Annotated in this window: 16 protein-coding genes; 8 read left to right on the top strand and 8 right to left on the bottom strand. The window is 72.3% G+C overall.

All coding sequences use genetic code 11. The annotated features are described in order from the left end of the window. The first annotated feature begins 24 nt into the window (after positions 1-24). Both ACFY36_RS41895 and fxsT read left to right on the top strand, forming a co-directional pair. The gene (locus ACFY36_RS41895; RefSeq protein ID WP_499751488.1) at positions 25-1,185 is read left to right on the top strand and encodes an alkaline phosphatase PhoX; all 1,161 of its coding nucleotides are present in this window, start codon (positions 25-27) and stop codon (positions 1,183-1,185) included. Positions 1,186-1,463: 278 nt separating this feature from the next. After that, on the top strand, positions 1,464-3,830 hold the full coding sequence (fxsT, locus tag ACFY36_RS41890) for an FxSxx-COOH system tetratricopeptide repeat protein (RefSeq protein ID WP_499751487.1): 2,367 nt from the start codon (positions 1,464-1,466) through the stop codon (positions 3,828-3,830). Positions 3,831-4,036: 206 nt separating this feature from the next. On the opposite strand, the gene ACFY36_RS41885 is transcribed toward fxsT, so the two are convergent. Together ACFY36_RS41885 and ACFY36_RS41880 are read right to left on the bottom strand one after the other, a co-directional pair. Continuing rightward, positions 4,037-4,345 (bottom strand): NIPSNAP family protein, encoded by a 309-nt coding sequence (locus ACFY36_RS41885; protein ID WP_499751486.1) that lies wholly within the window; start codon positions 4,343-4,345, stop codon positions 4,037-4,039. Next, the gene (locus tag ACFY36_RS41880; protein ID WP_499751485.1) at positions 4,342-4,764 is read right to left on the bottom strand and encodes a winged helix-turn-helix transcriptional regulator; all 423 of its coding nucleotides are present in this window, start codon (positions 4,762-4,764) and stop codon (positions 4,342-4,344) included. The genes ACFY36_RS41885 and ACFY36_RS41880 overlap by 4 nt, the downstream gene beginning before the upstream one ends. A gap of 86 nt (positions 4,765-4,850) precedes the next feature. Between ACFY36_RS41880 and ACFY36_RS41875 the strand changes: the two genes are divergently transcribed. Continuing rightward, positions 4,851-5,777, top strand: coding sequence for a Rossmann-fold NAD(P)-binding domain-containing protein (locus ACFY36_RS41875; RefSeq protein WP_499751484.1), 927 nt, complete (start codon positions 4,851-4,853; stop codon positions 5,775-5,777). On the opposite strand, the gene ACFY36_RS41870 is transcribed toward ACFY36_RS41875, so the two are convergent. Beyond that, the gene (locus ACFY36_RS41870) at positions 5,664-6,386 is read right to left on the bottom strand and encodes a maleylpyruvate isomerase N-terminal domain-containing protein (protein WP_499751483.1); all 723 of its coding nucleotides are present in this window, start codon (positions 6,384-6,386) and stop codon (positions 5,664-5,666) included. The genes ACFY36_RS41875 and ACFY36_RS41870 overlap by 114 nt on opposite strands. A gap of 51 nt (positions 6,387-6,437) precedes the next feature. On the opposite strand from ACFY36_RS41870, the gene ACFY36_RS41865 reads away from it, so the two are divergent. Continuing rightward, positions 6,438-7,019, top strand: a complete 582-nt coding sequence (locus ACFY36_RS41865; RefSeq protein ID WP_499751482.1) for a nucleotidyltransferase family protein — start codon at positions 6,438-6,440, stop codon at positions 7,017-7,019. Here ACFY36_RS41865 and ACFY36_RS41860 read toward each other — a convergent pair. Together ACFY36_RS41860 and ACFY36_RS41855 are read right to left on the bottom strand one after the other, a co-directional pair. Next, positions 6,958-7,572 (bottom strand): aquaporin, encoded by a 615-nt coding sequence (locus tag ACFY36_RS41860; RefSeq protein WP_499751481.1) that lies wholly within the window; start codon positions 7,570-7,572, stop codon positions 6,958-6,960. The genes ACFY36_RS41865 and ACFY36_RS41860 overlap by 62 nt on opposite strands. Positions 7,573-7,636: 64 nt before the next feature. Next, entirely contained in the window at positions 7,637-8,455 is an 819-nt protein-coding gene (locus ACFY36_RS41855) for an alpha/beta fold hydrolase (protein ID WP_499751480.1), read from the bottom strand. A gap of 151 nt (positions 8,456-8,606) precedes the next feature. On the opposite strand from ACFY36_RS41855, the gene ACFY36_RS41850 reads away from it, so the two are divergent. Beyond that, positions 8,607-9,248 (top strand): alpha/beta fold hydrolase, encoded by a 642-nt coding sequence (locus tag ACFY36_RS41850; RefSeq protein ID WP_499751479.1) that lies wholly within the window; start codon positions 8,607-8,609, stop codon positions 9,246-9,248. Here the strand turns inward: ACFY36_RS41850 and ACFY36_RS41845 are convergent. Beyond that, a complete protein-coding gene (locus ACFY36_RS41845; protein WP_499751478.1) occupies positions 9,221-11,491 on the bottom strand; it encodes a helix-turn-helix domain-containing protein in 2,271 nt (756 codons plus the stop codon). The two genes, ACFY36_RS41850 and ACFY36_RS41845, sit on opposite strands and share 28 nt — an antisense overlap. Before the next feature lie 158 nt (positions 11,492-11,649). Here ACFY36_RS41845 and ACFY36_RS41840 point away from each other — a divergent pair, with 158 nt between their 5' ends. After that, positions 11,650-14,607 (top strand): helix-turn-helix transcriptional regulator, encoded by a 2,958-nt coding sequence (locus ACFY36_RS41840; RefSeq protein WP_499751477.1) that lies wholly within the window; start codon positions 11,650-11,652, stop codon positions 14,605-14,607. Positions 14,608-14,610: 3 nt separating this feature from the next. Beyond that, complete coding sequence (locus ACFY36_RS41835) at positions 14,611-17,262, top strand: LuxR C-terminal-related transcriptional regulator (protein WP_499751476.1); 2,652 nt, start codon at positions 14,611-14,613, stop codon at positions 17,260-17,262. On the opposite strand, the gene ACFY36_RS41830 is transcribed toward ACFY36_RS41835, so the two are convergent. After that, entirely contained in the window at positions 17,171-17,977 is an 807-nt protein-coding gene (locus ACFY36_RS41830) for a PrsW family intramembrane metalloprotease (protein ID WP_499751475.1), read from the bottom strand. The two genes, ACFY36_RS41835 and ACFY36_RS41830, sit on opposite strands and share 92 nt — an antisense overlap. 201 nt (positions 17,978-18,178) lie before the next feature. Here ACFY36_RS41830 and ACFY36_RS41825 point away from each other — a divergent pair, with 201 nt between their 5' ends. Continuing rightward, the gene (locus tag ACFY36_RS41825; RefSeq protein ID WP_499751474.1) at positions 18,179-19,378 is read left to right on the top strand and encodes a PP2C family protein-serine/threonine phosphatase; all 1,200 of its coding nucleotides are present in this window, start codon (positions 18,179-18,181) and stop codon (positions 19,376-19,378) included. Here ACFY36_RS41825 and ACFY36_RS41820 read toward each other — a convergent pair. After that, positions 19,375-20,286: an alpha/beta hydrolase gene (locus ACFY36_RS41820; protein ID WP_499751473.1), complete on the bottom strand. Its 912-nt coding sequence runs from the start codon at positions 20,284-20,286 to the stop codon at positions 19,375-19,377. The two genes, ACFY36_RS41825 and ACFY36_RS41820, sit on opposite strands and share 4 nt — an antisense overlap. Positions 20,287-20,300: the final 14 nt, after the last annotated feature.

Here is a 20,300-nt window from a genome sequence, read left to right as displayed (position 1 = left end):
GTCGCGTCCGGCTGAATGTGAGCCATGGATCGACGAGCGATGTTGCGAGCGACAGTGGTCGGCGCGGGCGCGGTGGCGCTGCCCTTCACGGCATGGTCGGCGGCGTACGGGGCGCCGGCGCAGAACGCCACCGGGCCGTACGGCCCGCTTCAGGCCGCGGACGCCCGCGGCATCCAACTTCCGGCCGGTTTCACCAGCGCGATCGTGGCCCGGTCACGGCAGGCGGTGCCCGGCACGTCGTACGTCTGGCACGACGCCCCCGACGGCGGCGCGGTCATCCCCAACGGCACCGGGTGGATCTACGTCTCCAACTCGGAGGTCTCGTCCTCCGCGGGCGGTGGCGCCTCCCGCATCGTCTTCAACTCCAGCGGCGTTGTGACAGGAGCTTCGAGGATCCTCTCGGGTACGAATCAGAACTGCGCCGGCGGCAAGACGCCCTGGAACACGTGGTTGTCGTGCGAGGAGGTCTCGCTGGGCCGCGTCTACGAGACGTACCCCCTGGGTGGCAGTGCCGTTGCCCGCCCGGCGATGGGCCGCTTCAAGCACGAGGCGGCGGCCGCCGATCCCGTACGCAAGGTCGTCTACCTGACCGAGGACGAGACGAACGGCAAGTTCTACCGCTTCGTGCCCACGGTGTGGGGTGACCTGTCGGCGGGCGTCCTGCAGGTCTTCGTGGCCGGCTCGGGAACGTCCGGCACCTTCACGTGGGCGAACGTTCCCGACCCCGACGGCTCGCCCACGGTGACCCGCTCGCAGGTGTCCGGCGCCAAGTCCTTCAACGGCGGCGAGGGCTGCCACTACGCCGACGACACGGTCTGGTTCACCACGAAGGGCGACAACCGCGTCTGGCAGGTGAACCTGGCGGCGGGCACGTACGAGCTGGCCTACGACGACAACCTGGTCAGCCCCGGCACGGCCCCACTGACCGGCGTGGACAACGTGACGGGTTCGACGTCCGGCGACCTCTACGTGGCCGAGGACGGCGGCAACATGGAGATCTGCCTGATCACCCCCGACGACAAGATCTCCCCGTTCCTGCGCATCACCGGCCAGAGCAGCTCCGAGATCACCGGCCCGGCCTTCACCCCGGCCGGCGACCGCCTCTACTTCTCCTCACAGAGGGGAACGACGGGCTCTTCGTCGGGCGGCATCACGTACTGCGTGACGGGCCCCTTCCGCCGCTGACGGGCGAGACGCCGCGCTCGTAGAGTCGCCACGACACGAGCGCGGCGTTGCTCATGGGCGACGCAGGATAGGGCGGGACCATGGGCAGCTTGGGCGTCAAGCCGTTCGACAACGACGACGCGGCCGATCGGCAGTGTGCTCACACGCCGCCGCTCGTTCCCCGAATCTTGAGACGCATCCGCCAAAGGCCTTTGTGGCGTCCCACCGACAAGCGCCGACAGGTTGGGCACGAACGGACAGCTGCCGACCAAGCGGATTCTACGATAGACCTGTAGCCGATGACGACGCGACTTCCTCCGGACTCGTCCGGGGCAACGGGACAGGTTTCGGTGACGGGCTCGTCAGGACTGCAAGTCGGCGATCACAACCATCAAATCAACAACGTCACCCATGTCGTGGTCGAGCCGCTGGATCCGGCGACGGTGGATGCTTCCCCCGGAATGCACAATCTTCCCCGCCCGGCCGGCGGCCCGTTCGTCGGACGCGACAGTGCGATCGCGGACCTACTGGATCTGGCCGAGGCCGACGACGCGGTGATCGGCCAGACTTTGCATGGTCTCGGCGGCGTCGGCAAAACCCGGCTGGCCTTGCAGTATGCGTACTCCTACCGCGAGCGGTATTCGCTCGTGTGGTGGATCAACGCGGACACCTCGGAACGGATCGTGTTGGGCCTCGCGGATCTCGCGCAGAGACTCCTCCCCTCGCCTGTGACGCTTGCTGACGCGCATAAATGGGCAGTGAGGTGGCTGCAGGAGCGTCCGGGCTGGTTACTTGTACTCGATAATGTTGAGGACTTCGCCGAGATCGAACCTCTGCTCGGACAACTTCGAGGTCGAGGTCGTGTCCTCGTTACCACGCGGCGTGACCTCGGCGGGACCGTTTGGGAGCGGTTTCGCTTGACGCCCCTACGGCTGACCGCCCTGGACAGGGCGTCCAGCGTCGAGCTGTTGATCGGCTCTTCTGCTCATGCTGGGAACGTCGACGATGCCGCGGCCTTGGCCGCGGACCTGGGCGACCTACCTTTGGCTTTGGAACAGGCGGCTGCATACATCAGCCAGCGCCACATCTCAATCGCTGACTATCGGCGACGGTTGAACCTCTACCCGGACAAGATGTTCGCAGTGGTGCCGGAAGGCTTCCCGGAGGGAGTCGCCCTGTATCGCGTGTGGGCATTGACCATGGAGACGATCGCCGACCGTTCACCATTCGCGCCTTGGGTGCTGCGAGTTCTGTCGTTCCTGGCGCCGGATGAGCTTCCTGTGGAGGTGGCGGCGAGCCTTAGCGAGAGCCCGATGGAAGTAGAAGACGCCCTGGCGCTGCTCGCCTCATACAGCATGATTACCTGGACCGATGACATGCTGAGTGTGCATCGGCTGGTTCAGGAGGTCACACGCCTGCGCCCGATCGCGGGAGAGTCGTTGTCGCCAGCGGCGGCGGCTGTGACCCTTCTCTCCGGCGCCTTGACCGCAGACCCATGGGGAGAACCGTCGAGTTGGCCACGGTGGAATAGTCTTCTGCCTCACATCGACGCCATTAACCCACATATCAGCGGACGGGAACGCGTTGGTGAGATCTCCTCGCTTCTGTATCGTGCCGCCACTTATCTGGAGGGCCAGGGGCAATACGACCGCGCCATCGCGATGTTCACGTCGGTCCTCACCGATCACCGCAGATTTCTCGGCGACAATGACCGGCTCACCCTGGTGGCGGGTGGCAACCTTGCTCGTGCTCGTCAAACAGCGGGGCGTGCCGAGGAAGCGATTCCGCTTTTCGAGACCGTTTTTGAGGGCTTACGGCGAGTGGCTGGCGCGACTGATGTCACTACGTTGGTAATAGGAGACAACCTTGCGGTTGCCTACCTGGCGATGAGTCGCTCGGACGACGCGATTCTATTACCGGAAACGATTCTTCCGATATTCGAGCGGCTGCCGGGAGTGCCATTCCATGACGTCACTGTATGTCGCGGAAATCTCGCTGCCGCCTATCAGTTGGAGGGCAGGCTTTCCGACGCGATCCCGCTGTTCGAGTTGGTTCGAGAAGACGATCTCCGCCTGTTGGGCGACGAGCACCCCAGTACGCTTATGGCTGGCAATAACCTCGCCCAGGCCTATAGATTTGCCGAGCGGCATGACGAGGCCGTCGATCTCTACGACGAGATTGTCGCCATCTCCCGCCGAGTGATGGGAGACGAGCATCCTGATGTGCTGACCTTTCGCAAGAATCAAGCGGACCTGTATCGTCACCTAGGGCGTGCTATCGAATCGATAGCAATCCTTCAGGCGGTGCTCGATGGTTACCGCCGTACCATGGGATCTGACCATCCGGGCACATTGATCTGTCGAGACAATCTCGCTACGGCGTACCAATATTCAGGTAGGCGGGCCGAGGCGGTTGCCCAGTTCGAATCGATTCTTCCCGACTTTCGCCGCGTCCTTGGAGATGGTAACCCAAGTACCTTGACCTGCTGGAACAATCTCGCTTTCGCCCTATACGATGCCGGACAATTCGATGAGGCCGCTGCTCAGTATGAGATTCTTTTGGCCAAATTCCGCCGAGTTCACGGCCGGGACCATCCACACGCTCTGAGGATCCAGCGGATCCTGCAGGATTCGCGCCGCAAAGCCAGCATGAAGCGGCGTTCATGACGGGTGAGGCCCAACGTTTCATCGAAACGCGAACGCCGCGCTCGTAGAGTCAGCGCGACACGAGCACGGCACCTGGTCACGGTTGGATCGTGGTTTCGGGTGCGAGCCGCGGAACGGCTGAGCAGCCTAAATGCCACAGTGGCAGGTCGGAGGCGGTGGGCGTCGCAAAGGTGCCCAACATCGACCCTGACCGCGGGGACTGCCGGTCAGTGGGGCAGCAGCGGGCGCATGAAAGTGCGGTCGTACCGCAGGACGCATCCTGACTCGTCGCGGATTCTGTCGGCGGCGATGAATTCCGGGTCGTGGCCGAAGCGGGAGCGGTACAGCTCGTACGCGGCCAGGCTCTCGAAACTGAACAGCGCCTCCGCCCGGTCGCTGGCGCCCTCCGCCGGAAGGAAGTAGCCGTGGTGGACGCCGCCGTGCTTCGTCACCAGGCGCATCCACTCGCGGGCGAAGCGCTCGAACGCCTCGATCTGCGCGGGGTCGATGACGTAGTGCACGACGCAGGTGATCATCGGATCTCGTTGTCGGGGTGGGTGGTGTCGTACGACCGGCGCGACTCGGCGATGGCGGCGCGGTGTTCCAGCGACCAGTCGGTGAGGGCCTTGACCAGGTGGGTGAGGCTGGCGCCGGATTCGGTGAGGCGGTAGTCGACCTGGGCCGGCACTGTCGCGTACACGGTTCGCAGGACCAGCCCGTCCCGTTCCAGGCGGCGCACGGTCAGGGTCAGCATGCGCTGGGAGATGCCGTCGATGGCGCGCTGCAGCTCGCGGAAGCGCCGGGGGCCGTTGGCCAGTTCGACGATCACCAGGACCGACCACTTGTCGCCGACCCGGTCGAGGACGTCCCGGATGCCGCAGTCGGGATGCTCGGGCAGTCCGCACGGGTCGAGCTCGGCCGCGCCGGTGGTTACCTCGGTGTGCCTCACTGACACGAGACTGCCTCCTTGTGAGCGGCCGGGCGCCTGGCCAGGATCTGACCGTAGTTACTGAAGAGAACCACGGCAGGAGACCGACCGCAATGATCATGGTGACCGGAGCCACCGGACAGCTCGCTTCCCGCACCCTGGCCGAGCTGCGCGAACGAGGGGTCCCCGCGCTGGGAGGCAGTCGTACGCCCACCGGCGGCCAGCGCCGGCTCGACTTCGACGACCCCGCGTCTCTCGACCTCACCGGCGTCTCGACCCTGGTCCTCGTCTCGGCCGGATACGCCGAGGACGACCAGGTCATCGCGCGTCACGCGGCTCTTCTCGACGCCGCCGTCCGCGACGGCGTGGCCCACGTGGTCTACACCAGCCTGACCGGCGCCGGGGACCACCTGGGGTTCGCGCTGGCGCACCGGGCCACCGAGCGGATGATCGAGCGCGGCGGGCTCGCGTGGACCTTCCTCCGCAACGGCCTGTACGCCGAGCTTTTCGGCGCCCTGCTCGCCTGGACACCCGGCGGCCTGGAATCGGCGTTCGGCGCCGGCGCGCTCTCCGCCGTGGCACGGGCCGACCTGGCCGCCGCCGCGGCCGTCGTCGCGAGCGAGCCGGCCGCGCACGCGGGCCAGACCTACGAGCTGGTCGGCACACCGATCACCGCCGCCGAGGTGGCCGAGCGCCTGGGCGCCGGCCACCGGACGATCGGGCTCGGCGAGTACCGCGCCCGCCTGCTCGGCGACGCCGGCCTGCTGCCCTTCCAGCCGCCGATGCTGGCCTCGATCGCCTCCGGCGTCCGTCACGGATTCCTGAGCAACACCGGTCCGGACCTCGCACGCCTGTTGGGCCGCCCGCTCACCGACCCGCTCACCGTCGCGGCCGGGACCGCGGACGCCATGCGCCCCGGACCGCGGTCAGGCCGACGGGTCCCAGGCGATCAGTTGGTCGAACACGCCGGTGTCACCGTCGAGTTTGGCGGTGGTCAGCGGGACACGGCCGTAGAAGATCAGGACCAGGTCGCTGGCTGAAGCCTCAGCGGAAGCGGCCGCCTCGCCAAAGGTTGAAAGGCGCTCGGCCCGGGCGCCCTCGGCGGAGAGGTCCAGACGCCAGGCCGGGCCCTCGGTGGTCCGGTAGTCGACGGTGGCGGGGGCGTGCGGCCACGGGGCCGTGGTGGCCACGCAGGTCACCAGGAACTCCTCCACCCCGTCCAGGGCCACCTCGGTGGGCAGGGGCTGCGGGTCGCCGGCCGCGAGCTGGGCGTCGTAGGTGTGTACCGCGATCTCCTGCAACTGGTGGCGGGCGGCGGCGCCCGCGGTCAGCGGGGACTGCGGCGAATCGCCCCACCAGCCCCAGCAACCCTGGTCGGGGCCGGTCTCGCGCAGGGCCGCGAGCAGCTGCCGGGTCGCCTCGGCGAAGTCGGCCGGCTCGTCGGGCTGGGGCGGGGGCGCGCCGGCCGGGCCGGCCGCGACGATCGAGGCCCACTTGCGGCGGCCGTCCGCCAGGTGGCGCACCAGATCGTCCAGCGTCCATCCGGGACAGCTCGGCACCGGCGCGTCAAGGCCGGGTGCGGCGGCGACGGCGGCCTGGAAGGCGGTCGCGCGTTCGTCGATCAGGCGCAGGAGGTCAGGAAATTCCACCCGCGCTGTCTACCAGCACGCGGCGGCCGGGCGGAAGCGATTATCTACGTCATGTACGGACGCCTTCCGCTGCACGAGCAGCTCGCCGCCCTCAGGACCATGCTGGAACGCAACGAAAAACTGTTGCAAGTGCTCGAGAACGCGGCCGAGGTCGCGCCCCCGAACTGGTATGTGACGGCCGGCTGCCTGTTCCAGACGGTGTGGAACGTCGTCACCGGGCGGCCGGCCGCCGAGGGCATCAAGGACTACGACGTCTTCTACTTCGACGGCAGCGACCTGTCCTGGGAGGCCGAGGACCGGGTGATCAAGGCGTTCGCCGGGGATGCGGACGTCGAGGTGCGGAACGAGGCGCGGGTTCATCTCTGGTACGAGGAGAAGTTCGGCGTGCCGTGTCCCCCGTACGACTCCACCGAGGCCGCCATCGACTCGTTCGCGGCCACGACCTGCTGTCTCGGGGTGCGGCTGGAGCCGGACGGGAGCTGGCGCGTCTACGCGCCGCACGGGCTGGCCGACGTGTTCAACCTTGTCGTGCGGCCCAATCCCGTCCTGGCTCCGCGCCACGTCTACGAGGCTAAGACCGCGCGCTGGCGCCGACAGTGGCCGGTGTTGCGGGTGCTGGACTGGCCGGCCTGAGCGGCCACAGCAGGGCCGCCGCGATGCCGCCGATCAGCGGGCCCGCGATGTAGGCCCACCAGCCGGTCCACTGCCCGGCGACCAGCATCGGGCCCAGGGACCGGGCCGGGTTCACGCCGGCGCCGGTGATCGGGCCGCTGATCAGGATGGCCACGCCGAGGGCGGCCCCGATGGCCAGGGCCGCCCCGGCCCGGGAGACCCGGTCGTCGGTGGCCACGGCCACCACGACCAGGACCAGGACGAAGGTGACGAGCGCTTCGACGAGCAGGACGCGCAGACCGCTCACCCCCGTTGCCGGAGCGGTCGCGCCGAGGGCCGCCTGCGAGCGGGCCCGGGAGCCGTCGATCCCCCACGCCGCCAGGGCGGCCAGCACCGCGCCCGCCAGCGGCACCGTCGCCGAGCTGAAGGCGGGGCCCGCGATCGGTGTCGCCAGAGCGGCCGAGACGGCCGTGGTGACGATGGTCAGCACGAGGATGAACGTGCCGATCAGCTCGGCGACCGCTGAGCGTTCCAGGGCCGCGCCGATGCGGTGCCCGTGAAGACCGGTAGCCAAGAGGGACCTCCGAGAGAAGAGAGCCGGCGGCCGTCGGGGGACGGCCGCCGGCGTACACGACGAATCAGCTCTGCCAGAACTCGAGCAGGTCCTTGTCGAGCTCCTGCTGGTACGAGCCGGCGATGCCGTGCGGGGCGCCCGGGTAGACCTTCAGCGTGCCGTTCTTGACCAGCTTGATGGTCTTCTCGGCGGCGGCCGCGATCGGCACGATCTGGTCGTCGCCGCCGTGGGCGATGAAGATCGGGACGTCGAGGGCCTTGAGGTCCTCGGTGAAGTCGGTCTCCGAGAAGGCCTTGACGCAGTCGTACGCCCCCTTGAGGCTCATCTGCATGCCCAGGCGCCAGAACTGGTCGCGCTGGCCCTGCGAGACCTCGAAGCCGTGGTTGATGCCGAAGAAGGACTCCGAGAGGTCCTTGAAGAACTGCGAACGGTCGGCCAGCACGCCGGCGCGGATGCCGTCGAACACCTCGATCGGGGTGCCCTCGGGGTTGGTCTCGGACTTCACCATGACGGGCGGCACCGCGCCGGCCGTGGCGATCTTGGCGACCCGGCCCGCGCCGTGCTGGGCCGCGAAGCGCACGGCCTCGCCGCCGCCGGTGGAGTGGCCGACCAGGATGACGTCCTTGAGGTTCAGCGCGTCGACCAGCTCGGCCAGGTCGGCCGCGTACGTGTCCATGTCGTTGCCGAGCCAGCTCTGCGAGGAGCGGCCGTGCCCGCGGCGGTCGTGGGCGATGGCGCGGAAACCGTTGTCGGCGGCGAGCTTCAGCTCGACGTCCCAGGCGTCCGAGTTGAGCGGCCAGCCGTGGCTGAAGATGACCGGCTGCCCGGTGCCCCAGTCCTTGTAGAAGATCTCGGTTCCGTCGGTGGTGGTGATGTAAGGCATGGGGTCGAGACTTCTGCGCGGTGACTGCCCCGCCATCGGTCACTTGACTGCCTGTGCGAGCGCGGCCGTCGTCCGACCGATGACGGATGACTAGATCAATCTTCGTGCAAACTTCCTGGCGCGCCGATGATCAAGGCCGTCCAATGAATCGGTGCCGTACGGACGGAACCGCCTCCCTCACAGCGATCAGGGCTCCGGCAGCCCGGTCGTGCTGGTGGGCGCGGGCTGGGAGGAACAGGCCCGGGCGCTGCGCGCCGCGGGTCACCGGGTCATCGGCTTCGACCGCAGGTCCGGGCTTTCCCGGCCGTACGAGGTGGACGCGCTGGCCGAGGATCTGTGCGCGCTGCTGGAGCAGCTCGACCTGACCGGGTGTGTGCTGGCCGGTTCGTCGGCGAGCGCCGGAGATGTGGTGCGCTATCTCGAGAAGCACGGTTCCGGGCGGGTACGCAAGGTGGTCCTGTCGGCCGCGGTCACCCCGTTCCTGCGGCGCACGGACGGCAACCCGGACGGCGTCGACGAGGCCGGCCTGGCCGACATCGAGGACCGCGCCGAGCCCGGCTTCGGCGACGCCGGGCGCGTCGACTTCCGGGCCGGGCTGCTCCGGCTCGACGTGCCGGTGCTGCTGCTGCACGGCGACGCGGACAAGCTGCTGCCGATCGACGCGACCGCGCACCGGATGCCCGACCTGGTGCCCGACCTGCGCTACGAGGTGATCCCGGGCGGCCCGCACGATCTGGGGCGGGCCGTGCCGGATCTGGTCAACCGCTATCTGCTGGAGTTCTCCGCGTCGTAGGCGGCCAGCAGCGCCTCGACCTCGGCCAGGCGGTCGCGCAGCGCGCCCGGGCGGGGCTCGGCGCTGCCGTTGCGTTCCATCAGGACCCGTACGGCCGAAAGCTCCTCCCGGGCCTGCTCCATCCGGCCGAGCCGGGCGAAGACCAGGGCGCGCTGCGACCGGGCGGTCATCAGCCGCTCCAGCGAATGCTCGAGGCGCTCGGCTGCCGCGATCGACTCGTCGACGCGGCGCAGCGCCCGCAGCCACCGCTCGGCCGCGATCTCGATGTTGGCCAGGAACGAGCGGGACACCGTCTCGATGAACAGGGCGATGTGGGCCGGCGGCGCCGTCGCCGGGTCGGTCACCGCCTCGATCACCTGCTCGTGGAGCGGGATCGCGTCGTCGGCCGGGCCGCGGCCCTGCACGGCCAGCGCGCACAGGGTGAGCCCGTTGGGCAGGCCCTCCCGGTCGTTCACGGCGCGGAAACCGGCGACCGCCTCCCGCCCGTGGTCGAGGACCTCGTCCCAGCGCTGGCGGCGGCTCAGCGCCCAGCCGATGTAGTAATGGGCCCACGCGATCTGCTTGCGGTCGCCCGAGCGGACCGCGTGGTCGAGCCCTTCGCGGGCGCGTTCCAGCGCGATCTCCGGCTGTCCCAGGCAGACGATGTGCACCCAGGCCAGATAGCCGAGGTGGATGGCGGTGAGCCGGTCGTCGCCGAGCTTGCGGGCGGCGCCGGCCGACAGGCTGAAGACGTCGAGCCAGTACGGCCAGTTGGCCCACCCGTCGGAGAACCAGTGCAGCGAGTCGGCCACCTCGATCACCCGCTGGTCCTGACCCGCCGCGGCCGCCGACTGCAGGGCGGGCAGCCAGTTCTCGGCCTCGCGGCGCAGCCAGTCGCCGGCCTGGGCGCCGCTGGTGAAAGGGCTGCCGGCCGGTGGATCGCCCTGTCCGGGCTCGAAGAACAGCCCGGCCCGGGTGGCCGTGTCGAGCAGCCAGTCGTCGCGGCGGCGGACGGCGGCGGCCCGGTCGGCGGCGCCTTCCTCGCGTTCGAGCTCGCCCTGGGCGTACAGACGCAAAAGGTCGTGGAACTCCAGGCGGCCGTCCGGCCGCTGCTGGAGCAGGCTCAGCTCGATCAGCTCGTCGAGCGCGTCCTCGGTGACCGCGATCGGCTCCTGCACCAGCACACTCGCCAGTTCGACGCCGGCCGACGGGCCCGGCACCAGGGCCAGCCGCCGGAAAAGGCGACGGGCCACACCCGAGAGCTGCTGGTACGACAGATTGAAGGCGGCCTTGACCTGAAGGTCGCCCGCGGCGAGCGCGTCGAGGCGGCGCTCCTGCGCGGCCAGGCGGGCGATCAGGTCGGCCGGGGTCCAGCCGGGCCGGCTGAGCAGCCGGTTGCCGGCGATGCGCAGCGCCAGCGGCACCCGGACGCAGAGCTCGGCGATGCGCCGCAGGCTCTCCGGGGACGTGTCCGGGTCGTCGAGGATGGCGCCGAGAAGGGCAACGGCGTCGGTCTCGCTGAGCGCGTCGAGCCGCAGGCGGCGTACGCCCTCGAGCCCGCTCAGGGCACGGCGGCTGGTGACCAGGACCACGGCCGGGCCGTGCGGCGGCAGGACCGGGCGCACCTGGCCCTCGCTGACCGCGTTGTCGAGCACGACGACCAGGCGCCGGTCGCGGCACAGGGTGTGCCACAGGGCGGCCGCATCGTCCGGCTCGCGGGGCACGGCGTGCTGCTCGGGGCTGAGCGCACGGATCAGCTTGCCGAGCACGGCGGCCGGGGTGAGCGGCTTGTCGTCGAGACCGCGCAGGTCGACGAACAGGTGCTGCTCGGCCGGCCAGGCCTGGGCCGCCTGCACGGCCAGCGAGGTCTTGCCGACGCCGGGCGGCCCGCTGACGACCACGACGGGGGCCGGGGCGGCCGCGCTCGACCCGGCCGCCCACCGGGCGATCCGGGCCAGCTCGGCGTCGCGGCCGGTGAAGTCGCTGACCCGCCGGGGCAGCGGCAGCCCGGCGACCGGCGCGCTGCCGACCCGGCCGGCGCGGGCGGCGGCGAGCAGCCGGTCGCGCTCGTCCCGGCCGAGGCCCAGGCCGTCGGCGATCGCCTCGATCGTGCGCGCCCGCGGGCTGCGGCTGACGCCACGCTCCATGTCGCTGATCCCCCGGTCGCTGACGCCGGACGCCTCCGCGAGCTGTTCGAGGGTGAGGTCGGCGGCGATCCGTAACCGGCGCAGCATCGCGCCGAACGGGACGTCGTCGTCCGTCATGGTGTACGTCCCCCCAGGTCATGTCCGGGTCACAGCCTTGCACGCAGGTCGTTCTTCGTCCTTTCTTCGTGGTGCACGGCTCACTTCCGATGATCGAATACGGTACCGGCGCAGCCCGCCCGGCCGGCTTTCGTACTGATTTCTGACGATCAAGGGGGATGCGAGGAGTGAGCTCGACGACGTTGTACGGGCGTGCCCGGGAACGGGCCGACCTCACCGCCTTCGTCGAGTCGGCCGCGACCCGGCCGATGTCCATGGTGCTGCTCGGCGAGGCCGGGATCGGCAAGACGGCGCTGCTGCGCGCGGCCGCCGGCATCGCCCGCGAGCGCGGCTTCCGGGTCCTGCCGCTCGACCGGGGCCTGCTGCGCGAGCTGGCCGCGCCCCGCCTCGACCCGGCGATCCGGTCGTGGGCGCGCGGCGACCTCACCGACGAGTCCGCCCTGCTCACGGCGATCCTGACCGGGCTCGACGGGCTGACCGCGAACGGACCGGCGCTGCTGATCCTCGACCGGGCCGACCGGGCCGACCCGGACCTGCTGCGGCTGCTGACCCTGGCCACCCGGCACGCCTGCACGGAGCGGGCGGCCCTGCTGCTGGCCGCCCGCGGATCGGAGCCGCCGGCCGGGCTGGGCGCCGAGATCCCCCGCTACCGGGTGGGCCCGCTGACCGACCGGGCGGCGGCCCGGCTGCTGAACACCCGGCCGGAGAGCGAGGCCGGCGTGCCGCGGCGGCTCATCCTGCGCCGGGCCGGCGGCAACCCGCTGGCGCTGACCGGCGACGAGCCGCCCCGCGAGTTCCAGGAGCGGCTCGCGGGCCTGCCCGCCACCACCCGGCGGCTGCTGCGCCTGGCCGCCCTGGCCGACGAGGCCGAGCCGATCGGCACCGTCAACCGGGCCGGTGGCGGCGACGATGGCCTGCGCGACTGGGCCCCGGCCGAGGAGGCGGTCCTGGTCACACTGGCCGGCGGGCGGGTCCGCTTCGAGCATCCGCTGATCCGGGTGGCAGCGGCCGCCGGCCCGGACCGGCGCGCGCACGCCGCCCTGGCCGAGCACGCCGCCCTGGCCGAGCACGCCGCCCTGGCCGAGCACGCCGCCCTGGGTGAGCATGCCGACGAGTCGTATGCCCGGGCGCTGCACGCCGCGTTGGCCGAGCATGCCGACGAGCCGTACGCCCGGGCGCTGCACGCGGCGCTGGCCGGCGACGGGACGGACGAGGTGATCGCGGCGGCGCTGGAGGACAGCGCGGCCACGGTCGGCCGCCGGGCCGACTTCCTGGCCGAGGAGCGGGCGCTGCGGTTGGCGGCCGAGCGCAGCCCGCACCCGGCTGACGCGGCCCGCCGGCTGGCCAAGGCGGCGGTCGCGGCCTATCGGGCGGGCGAGCCGGCGTGCGCGATCGAGCTGCACCGCCGGGTGACCGCGCTGACCGGCGACCCGGACGTGCTCGGCCTGGCCGCCGTGGGCGCCGGGCTGGCGCTCGTGCACCAGGCGCGCTTCGCCGAGGCGTACGAGCTGGCCCGGGCGGCGGTGGAGAGCCGGCCGGCCGACGGGCAGGTGGCCATGAGCAATGTCGCCGTCGCCGCGAACGCGGCGGCGCTGTCCGGCGACCCTGAGCACCGCGCCGGGCTGCCCGCGCTCCTGGATCTCGTCGTGGACGGCACCGGCGGCCCGCTCGGCGAGAGCATCGTGCCCGGCGCGGCGAACCCGGCCACCAGAGCCTCGGTCCTGACCGTGGCAGATCCGGCCGCACCAGGCATGGCGGACACGGCGGGCATTGCTGGCGCAGCCGGCATGGCAGGCATTGCGGGCGCGGTGGGTATCGCGGGCGCGGTGGGTATCGCGGGCGCGGTGGGCATTGCGAGCGCGGTGGGCATCACGGGCGCGGTGGGCATCACGGGCGCGGTGGGCATTGCGGGCGCTGTAGCGAATCCGGCCGCGCTGGGTACGACGCCCGCTGTGGCGCATCCGGTTGCTCCCGGCTCGGGGGGCCCGGTCCTGCGCGGGGGCGCCGAGCCGCTCAACGGGCTTGCCGAGATCTGCCGGCTGCTGGCCACGAGCACTGTCGCCTGGCTCACCGACGACTCCGTGCGGGCGGCGGCCGAGCTGTCGGCGCTGTGGCAGGCGCAGCGGGCGTACGGGGCGCCGGGCGCGCTGGCCGGGCGGATCCCGATGATGATCCTCGCCATGATCGACTGCGGGCGGTGGCCGGACGCCGACGAGGCGATCGAGGACTCGGCCACGCTGGCCGAGGTGGGCAACCTGACGCTGCTGCTGCGCTCCCTGCCGGGGCTGCGGGGCATCCTCGCGGCCGTACGCCAGGACACCGGCACCGCGGTGGCGCTGCCGCCCCGGCCGTCCGGCGATCCGTTCAGCGAGAGCCTGCGCCGGCGCGCCGCGGGTCTGGCCGCTTTGTCGGCCGGGGACTACGACACCGCGTACATCCAGTTCCGGTCCATGTTCGACGCGGCCGGCGAGCCGATCCACTTCCTGCTCGGGCCGCGCTCGCTGCCCCAGCTGGCGCTGGCCGCCGGCCGCTCGAGCCGCCGGGCGCGGGCCAAGGCGCAGGCCCGGCAGATCTTCAACGGCTGCCGCACGCGGGCCGGGGACCCGCCCACACCGCGGATGGCCATGCTGCTGGCCCACGCCGCCGCCCTGCTCGACGACACCGACGGCGCCGAGGAGGGGTTCCGGGCCGCGCTGGCCGACCCCGACCGGGCGCTGCACTGGCCCCTGGAACGGGCCGAGGCCCAGCTCAACTACGGCATCTGGTTGCGGCGGCAGCGCCGGGTGCCCGAGGCCCGGCCGCATCTGCTGGCCGCGCTCGACACGTTCACCCGGCTCGGCGCGCGGGCCCACGCCGATCAGGCCCGCACCTATCTGCCGGGCAACGCCGACGCCGACCGCAGCGGCACCGCCGGCGCCTTCGCCGCGCTCACCGCGCAGAAGCAGATGATCGCCCGGCTGGCCGCCGACGGCATGACCAACCGCGAGATCGCCCAGCGGCTCGTGCTGTCGCCGCGCACCGTCGGCTCGCACCTCTACGACATCTATCCGCAGCTGGGCGTCGGCAACCGCCACCAGCTGCGCGAGCTGCTGGGCAGCACGGGCACGGAGGGCTGAACGATGCCGGACAGCACCCTCATCGACCCCGGCGCCGGGCTGATCGGCCGCGACCGCGAGCTGGCCCGGATCACCGGCTGCCTCGGGCCGGGGCGGCACGCGCTGCTGTTCACCGGCGGACGTGGCATCGGCAAGTCACGGCTGCTGGCCGCGGCGGCGCAGCTCGCCCGTGACGAGGGCCAGCACCGGGTGATCACCGTCGACGTGCCGCCGGGGCCGCCGCTGGCCGCTCCGGCGCTGATCCGGCGGCTGCTGATCGCGCTGCGGCACGATGTTCCGGGGCCGGTCGACCTCGGCCGGGCCGACCCGGCGGCGCTGTGCCGGATGCTCAAGCGTGTCGGCTCGCCGCTGCTGGTCACGGTCGACGACGTGCACCGGATCACCCCGGACGCGGCCGCCGTGCTGGCCGAGATGGCCGGGGTGGTGCCGGCGCTGCTGCTGGCCGGCGTCGCCGACCGGATCCCGGCCGCGCTGCGCGGCCTGCCGGCGGCCGAGCTGCGGCCGCTGGACCGCGAGGACGCCGCCCGCCTGCTGGAGGCGCAGCCCGATCCGCCGACCGGCCGCCGGCGGGCCGTGGTGCTGCACCGGGCGGCCGGGAACCCGGCGGCGGTGCTCGAACTGGGCGCCGGCGGCCGGCTGCGGTCGGCGTTCGCGGCCGAGATCGCCGCGCTGCCCGAACCCTCGCGCCGCCTGCTGCTGCACCTGGCCGCGGCGAACCCGCCGGCCGGACGGGCCGGCGTCACCCGCGCGGCCGGGCTGCGCGACCAGCAGTGGTGGGCGCCGGCCGAGCAGGCCGGTCTCGTCGTGCCCGGCGGCGACACCGTCGACTTCGCGCACCCGCTCGCGGCCGACGCCGCGTACGAGGGTGTTCCCGCCTATCAGCGGCGGCAGGCCCACCGGAACCTGGCCTGGGCGCTGCCGGCCGGGTCCGAGCTGCGGGCGCTGCACCTGGCCGAGGTGGCCGGCGGCCCCGACGAGCGGATCGCGGCCGGCCTGGAGGCGGCGGCGGCCGCGTTCCGCGAGCGCGGGGACCTGTTCGAGGCGGCCGAGGCGATGGAGAACGCGGCCGAGCGGTCGCCGGAGCCGGCCGCGGCGGCCCGCCGCTACGCGCTGGCCGCGATGGACGCCCGCAACCTCGGCGAGACGGAGTGGCCGGGCGAGCTGTACACGACCGTGCGGCGGCTCACCACCGACCCGGAGCTGATCAACATGGCCGGGCACGCGGCGGCCACCGCCCTGACCCGGGCCGGGCGCCAGCACGAGGCGTACGCCATGGTCTCCGCGGCCCACCGGGCCGGCGTGCCGTCGGACCCGCGGATCGCGGCGGCCCTGGCCGGGCTGGCCTCGGTCATCGCCTCCACCTCGGGCGACGAGGAGCACCGGCGCGGCCTGGCCGGGCTGCTGGCCGCGGCCGGGCCGGGCGCCGACCGGGCCACCGCGACCTTCGTCCGGCTGGTCCACGACCCGGCCGCCCATCCGGGGCGCGAGCTGTGCGACGCGACCGCCGTCCCGCCGCCCGGTGCCCCGCTGAGCGCGGCCGAACGGCACCGGCTCAACGTCATCGGCACGATGGCCGGATATGAGGACCGCTCGGCGCTGGCGGCCGGCCTGCTGCGCGCGACCATGGCCGGCGAGAACGACCCGCGCGCGTCGGTCTCCGGCGTGGAGATGATCCCGCATCTGGTCAGCGCCCTGATCGACACCGGCGAGTGGGCGGACGCCGAGCGCTGCGCCGACGTGGTCGGGCCGGGCGGGCTGCCGGTTTTCTCGGCCCAGATGGACGCGCTGCGGGCCCAGCTGCTGGCGTTGCGCGGCGAGTCGGCGCCGGCCCAGCAGCTCGTCCGGGAGGCGGTGGCCCGGGTCGACCTTCAGCAGCACCGCTCGGTGCACGTGCGGGTGCTGCGCGCGGCCGGGCTGGCCGCCACCATCGACGGGGACTACGAGAGCGCCTACCGCTATCTGCGGACCATGTTCGACCGCGACGGCCGCCCCCGGCACCGGCTGCTGGCCGGCCGGCACATCGCCGAGCTGGCCGCGGCGGCGGTCCGGAGCGGGCACCGCGACGACGTGCGGGTGGTGGTCGACCACGTGCGCGAGGGCGCCGGCGAGGACCCCAGCGCCCGGATGCGGCTGCTGCTGCACCTGGCCGACGCGCTGCTGAGCGACGGCGAACGGGCCGAGCACCACTTCCGGCTGGCCACCGTCGACCCGGCCGGGCACCAGTGGCCGTACGAGCGGGCCCTGGCCCGGCTCCACTACGGCGAATGGCTGCGCCGGGCCCGCCGCCCCCGCGACGCCCGGGCCGTGCTGGCCGCGGCCGAGCAGGCGTTCACCGCCCTCGGCGCGGCCCACGCGGCCGGGCTGGCGGCCCGGGAACTGCGGGCCAGCGGGCAGCACGACGGTCCGGCCGGCAGCGCCCGGCTGGCCGTGCTCACCCCGCAGGAGCGGCAGGTGGCCGAGCTGGCCGCGCGCGGGCTGCGCAACCGGGAGATCGCCGAGCAGCTGTTCATCTCGGTCCGCACGGTCGGCGCCCACCTGCACAGCGTCTATCCCAAGCTGGGGGTCAGCGGGCGCCACCAACTGCGAGACGCGTTTCAACGGCCGGGTGAAAGGCCCGGTAGTGGCGCATCATCAGGGTCAGCCAGCCCAGGCTGAGCACGCCCAGCACCAGGTAGGCCCAAGTGCTGCCGAACGTGTCCCAGGCGGTGTGCAGGGCGACCGCGCCCACGAAGGTGGCGGCGAACTGGAGCAGGTGGCGCCCGCTGGGCGAACTCAGCATCATCCACAGCGCGCCGCAGGTCAGGCCGGTCCACGCGGTGTGCCCGGCGGGCGAGGTCAAGCCGCGCACGAACAGCGTCTCCTCGACCGCGCCGACGTTGCCGTCGGACTGCAGGAGCGCCGTGAAGGCGTACCCCATGGTCTCCAGAGCGGCGAAGCCCATGCCACTGGCGATGCCGATGACCAGGCCGTCCGACGGCAGCCGGCGGGTGTGCCGGACCAGCACCGTCATCAGCAGGACGACCGGCACGACCAGCTTGGCCGACTCCTCGACGAGCGCCACCACGACCATCGGCAGAGTGCCCAGGTCGCGCAGCGCGTCGTACTCGAGCGTGCCGGCCACGACGACCCCGATGACGCCGCCGAAGAAGGCCGTGACCAGCAACACACCGGTCGGCACCTCCCACCGCCCGGTGCGGGCCTGGGCGAACGTCAGGAACGAGGCGGGCACCACGCTCGCGCCGAGCAGGATCAGCGCCGGCACGAAATTGGGGTTCTGCGTGTGCACCAACGTGCGCAGGACCAGGAAATACAGACCCAGGCCGACGACGAGGACCGCCAGCCAGGCCCAGCGGCGGGACTTCTCACCCATGGACGCACCTCCTCCGGCGCTCATCGTCGGCCGCGATCACCGCGACCGGCATCGGTCATTCGACTCACCGCGTGCCGGACGCGACGGGATGCGGCAGACAGGACAGTCATTTGGCGGATGCCTTGGGAGCGCGATCTCGTCACGCTCTTATTCATCCTCGTGACCAGCAGTCATGAGGGGTCTTCTCCGGGGGGAGTTGTCATGACTGAGAACATTCTGGCCACAGCGCCGCCGCTCGTGCGGGACGACGCGGCACTTCGGCGCAGCCGGCTGCTGCTGCACGCCAGCGAGTCGCTGTCCGTCACCGCCACCACCGACGATGTCCTGCTGGTCGTGCCCGAGCTGCTGAAGGCGGCGCTGGGCGCCACGCACGCGGAGGTCGTGCTGCCCGGCGATGCCAGACGCGGGGCGGTGTCGGACCGGCTGACCGCGACGGCGATGCGGGACCGGCGCTCGCGGTACTACGAGAGCAGCATGGACGTGACGCTGGAGCACCCCACGCTGGCCGAGGAGCTCGAGCATCACGGCTGGCAGGCCGCGGTCTGCGCGCCGCTGCCGGACGCGCTGGGCGCGCTGATGCTGGCCTGGGACGAGCCGCAGACCTTCTACGTGGCCGACCGGGCGATGATCGCCACCCTGGCCCTCTACGTGGCGCAGGCGCTGGAACGGGCGACCCGGCACGACTCGCGCACCGCCATCACCGACACGCTGCAACGGGCGATCGAGTCGCGGCTGCCGCACGTCGACGACTTCGAGCTGGCCGCGTACTACCGGGCCGCGGACAGCCACCGCAAGGTCGGTGGTGACTGGTACGACGTGATCCCCGGCCCGAACGGGCGGCTGGCGCTGGTCATCGGCGACGTGGTCGGGCACGACACGGCCGCCACGGCCCGGATGGGCGAGCTGCGCAACATGCTGCGGGCCTATCTGGTCGACCGGCGCGAGCCCCCGTCGGCGCTGCTGCGCCGCCTGGACGCGGCCAACTTCGCGCTCGGCGGGCCGGCCATGGCGACGGCGGTGGTGGCGTTCCTCGACCGGGCGCCCGGCGGCGGTTTCCGGCTGCGCTGGTCGAACGCCGGCCACCCGCCGCCGGTGCTGATCGGCCCGTCCGGCGAGGTGCGGCCGCTGACCGGCAACGACCTGCTGCTCGGGGCGCGGCGGGGCTCGCCCCGGCACACGTACACGGCCACGCTGGAGCGCGGCTCGATCGTGCTGCTGCACACCGACGGGCTGGTCGAGAGCCGGAACCACGGCATCGACGAGGGGTTCCAGCGGCTCTACGGCAAGTTGCGCATCCGCAACGCGGGGGCGCCGCGCGACCTGCTGGCCCGCGTCGCCCGGGAGATGACGACCGACCGGGCCGACGACGTGGCGATGCTGGCGGTCCGCATCCCCCGCTAGTGGTCGCGCAGGAAGGCCGCACCCTGCTCGATCGCGGCCCGTGTGGCCGGCCGGTCCCGCAACGGGGTCAGCGACACGAAATCGTGCACCATGCCCAGGAACCGCACCGCCGAGGCGTCCACTCCAGCGTCGCGCAGCCGCGCGGCGTACGCCTCGCCCTCGTCGCGCACCGGGTCCGCCTCGGCGCAGACGACCAGGGCCGGCGGCAGCCCCGCGAGGTCCTCCACCGGGGCCAGCGCGGGTGACAGGGTCGGCTCGGCCCGCTCCGCCGGGTCGTCGCTGTACTGCCGCCAGTACCACCGCACGGCCTCGTGCGTGAGCAGATATCCGGAGCCGAACTCGCGGTGTGACGGCTGGTCGCAGGCGATGTCGAGGATCGGGTAGAACAGCAGCTGCGCGCCGATCCGCGGGCCGCCGCGCCGCTTGGCCATCAGCGTGAGCGCGGCCGCCATCGTCGCGCCGGCGCAGTCACCGGCCACGGCCAGGTCGCCGCCGATGGTCTCGTCCACCCAGACCAGCAGCGCGTAGATCTCCTCGATCGCGACCGGGTAGCGGGCCTCGGGAGTGCGCGAATACTCCGGCACGACGAAGACCCGGCCGCTGAGCCGGGTGAGATCACTGATCAGGCCCCAGTGCGTCCGCGCGTCGCCCAGCATCCACTTGCCGCCGTGCGCGTAGACGACCGTGCCGGTGGAGGCGCCGCGCGGCCGGAAGACCCAGAAGCCGACGAGACCGGACGGCCCGACCGGCGCCACCTGGAACTCGGCCGACACGTCCGGATCGGGCCGCGGCGGGCCCTGCGACTCCAGCAGCGCCTGACGGCCGTCGCTCGGCCCGATCTGGTGCAGGAACGGCGGACCGGCGGACGCCTCCACGAGGAGCCGCACGACCGGGTCGAGAACCGTCACGTACGCATCATCAC

The organism is Actinoplanes sp. NPDC000266 (genome assembly GCF_042899005.1).
GTDB lineage: Bacteria > Actinomycetota > Actinomycetes > Mycobacteriales > Micromonosporaceae > Actinoplanes.
The sequence above is the reverse complement of the archived record's forward strand: the minus strand, read 5'-3'. Positions and strand labels throughout refer to the sequence as shown.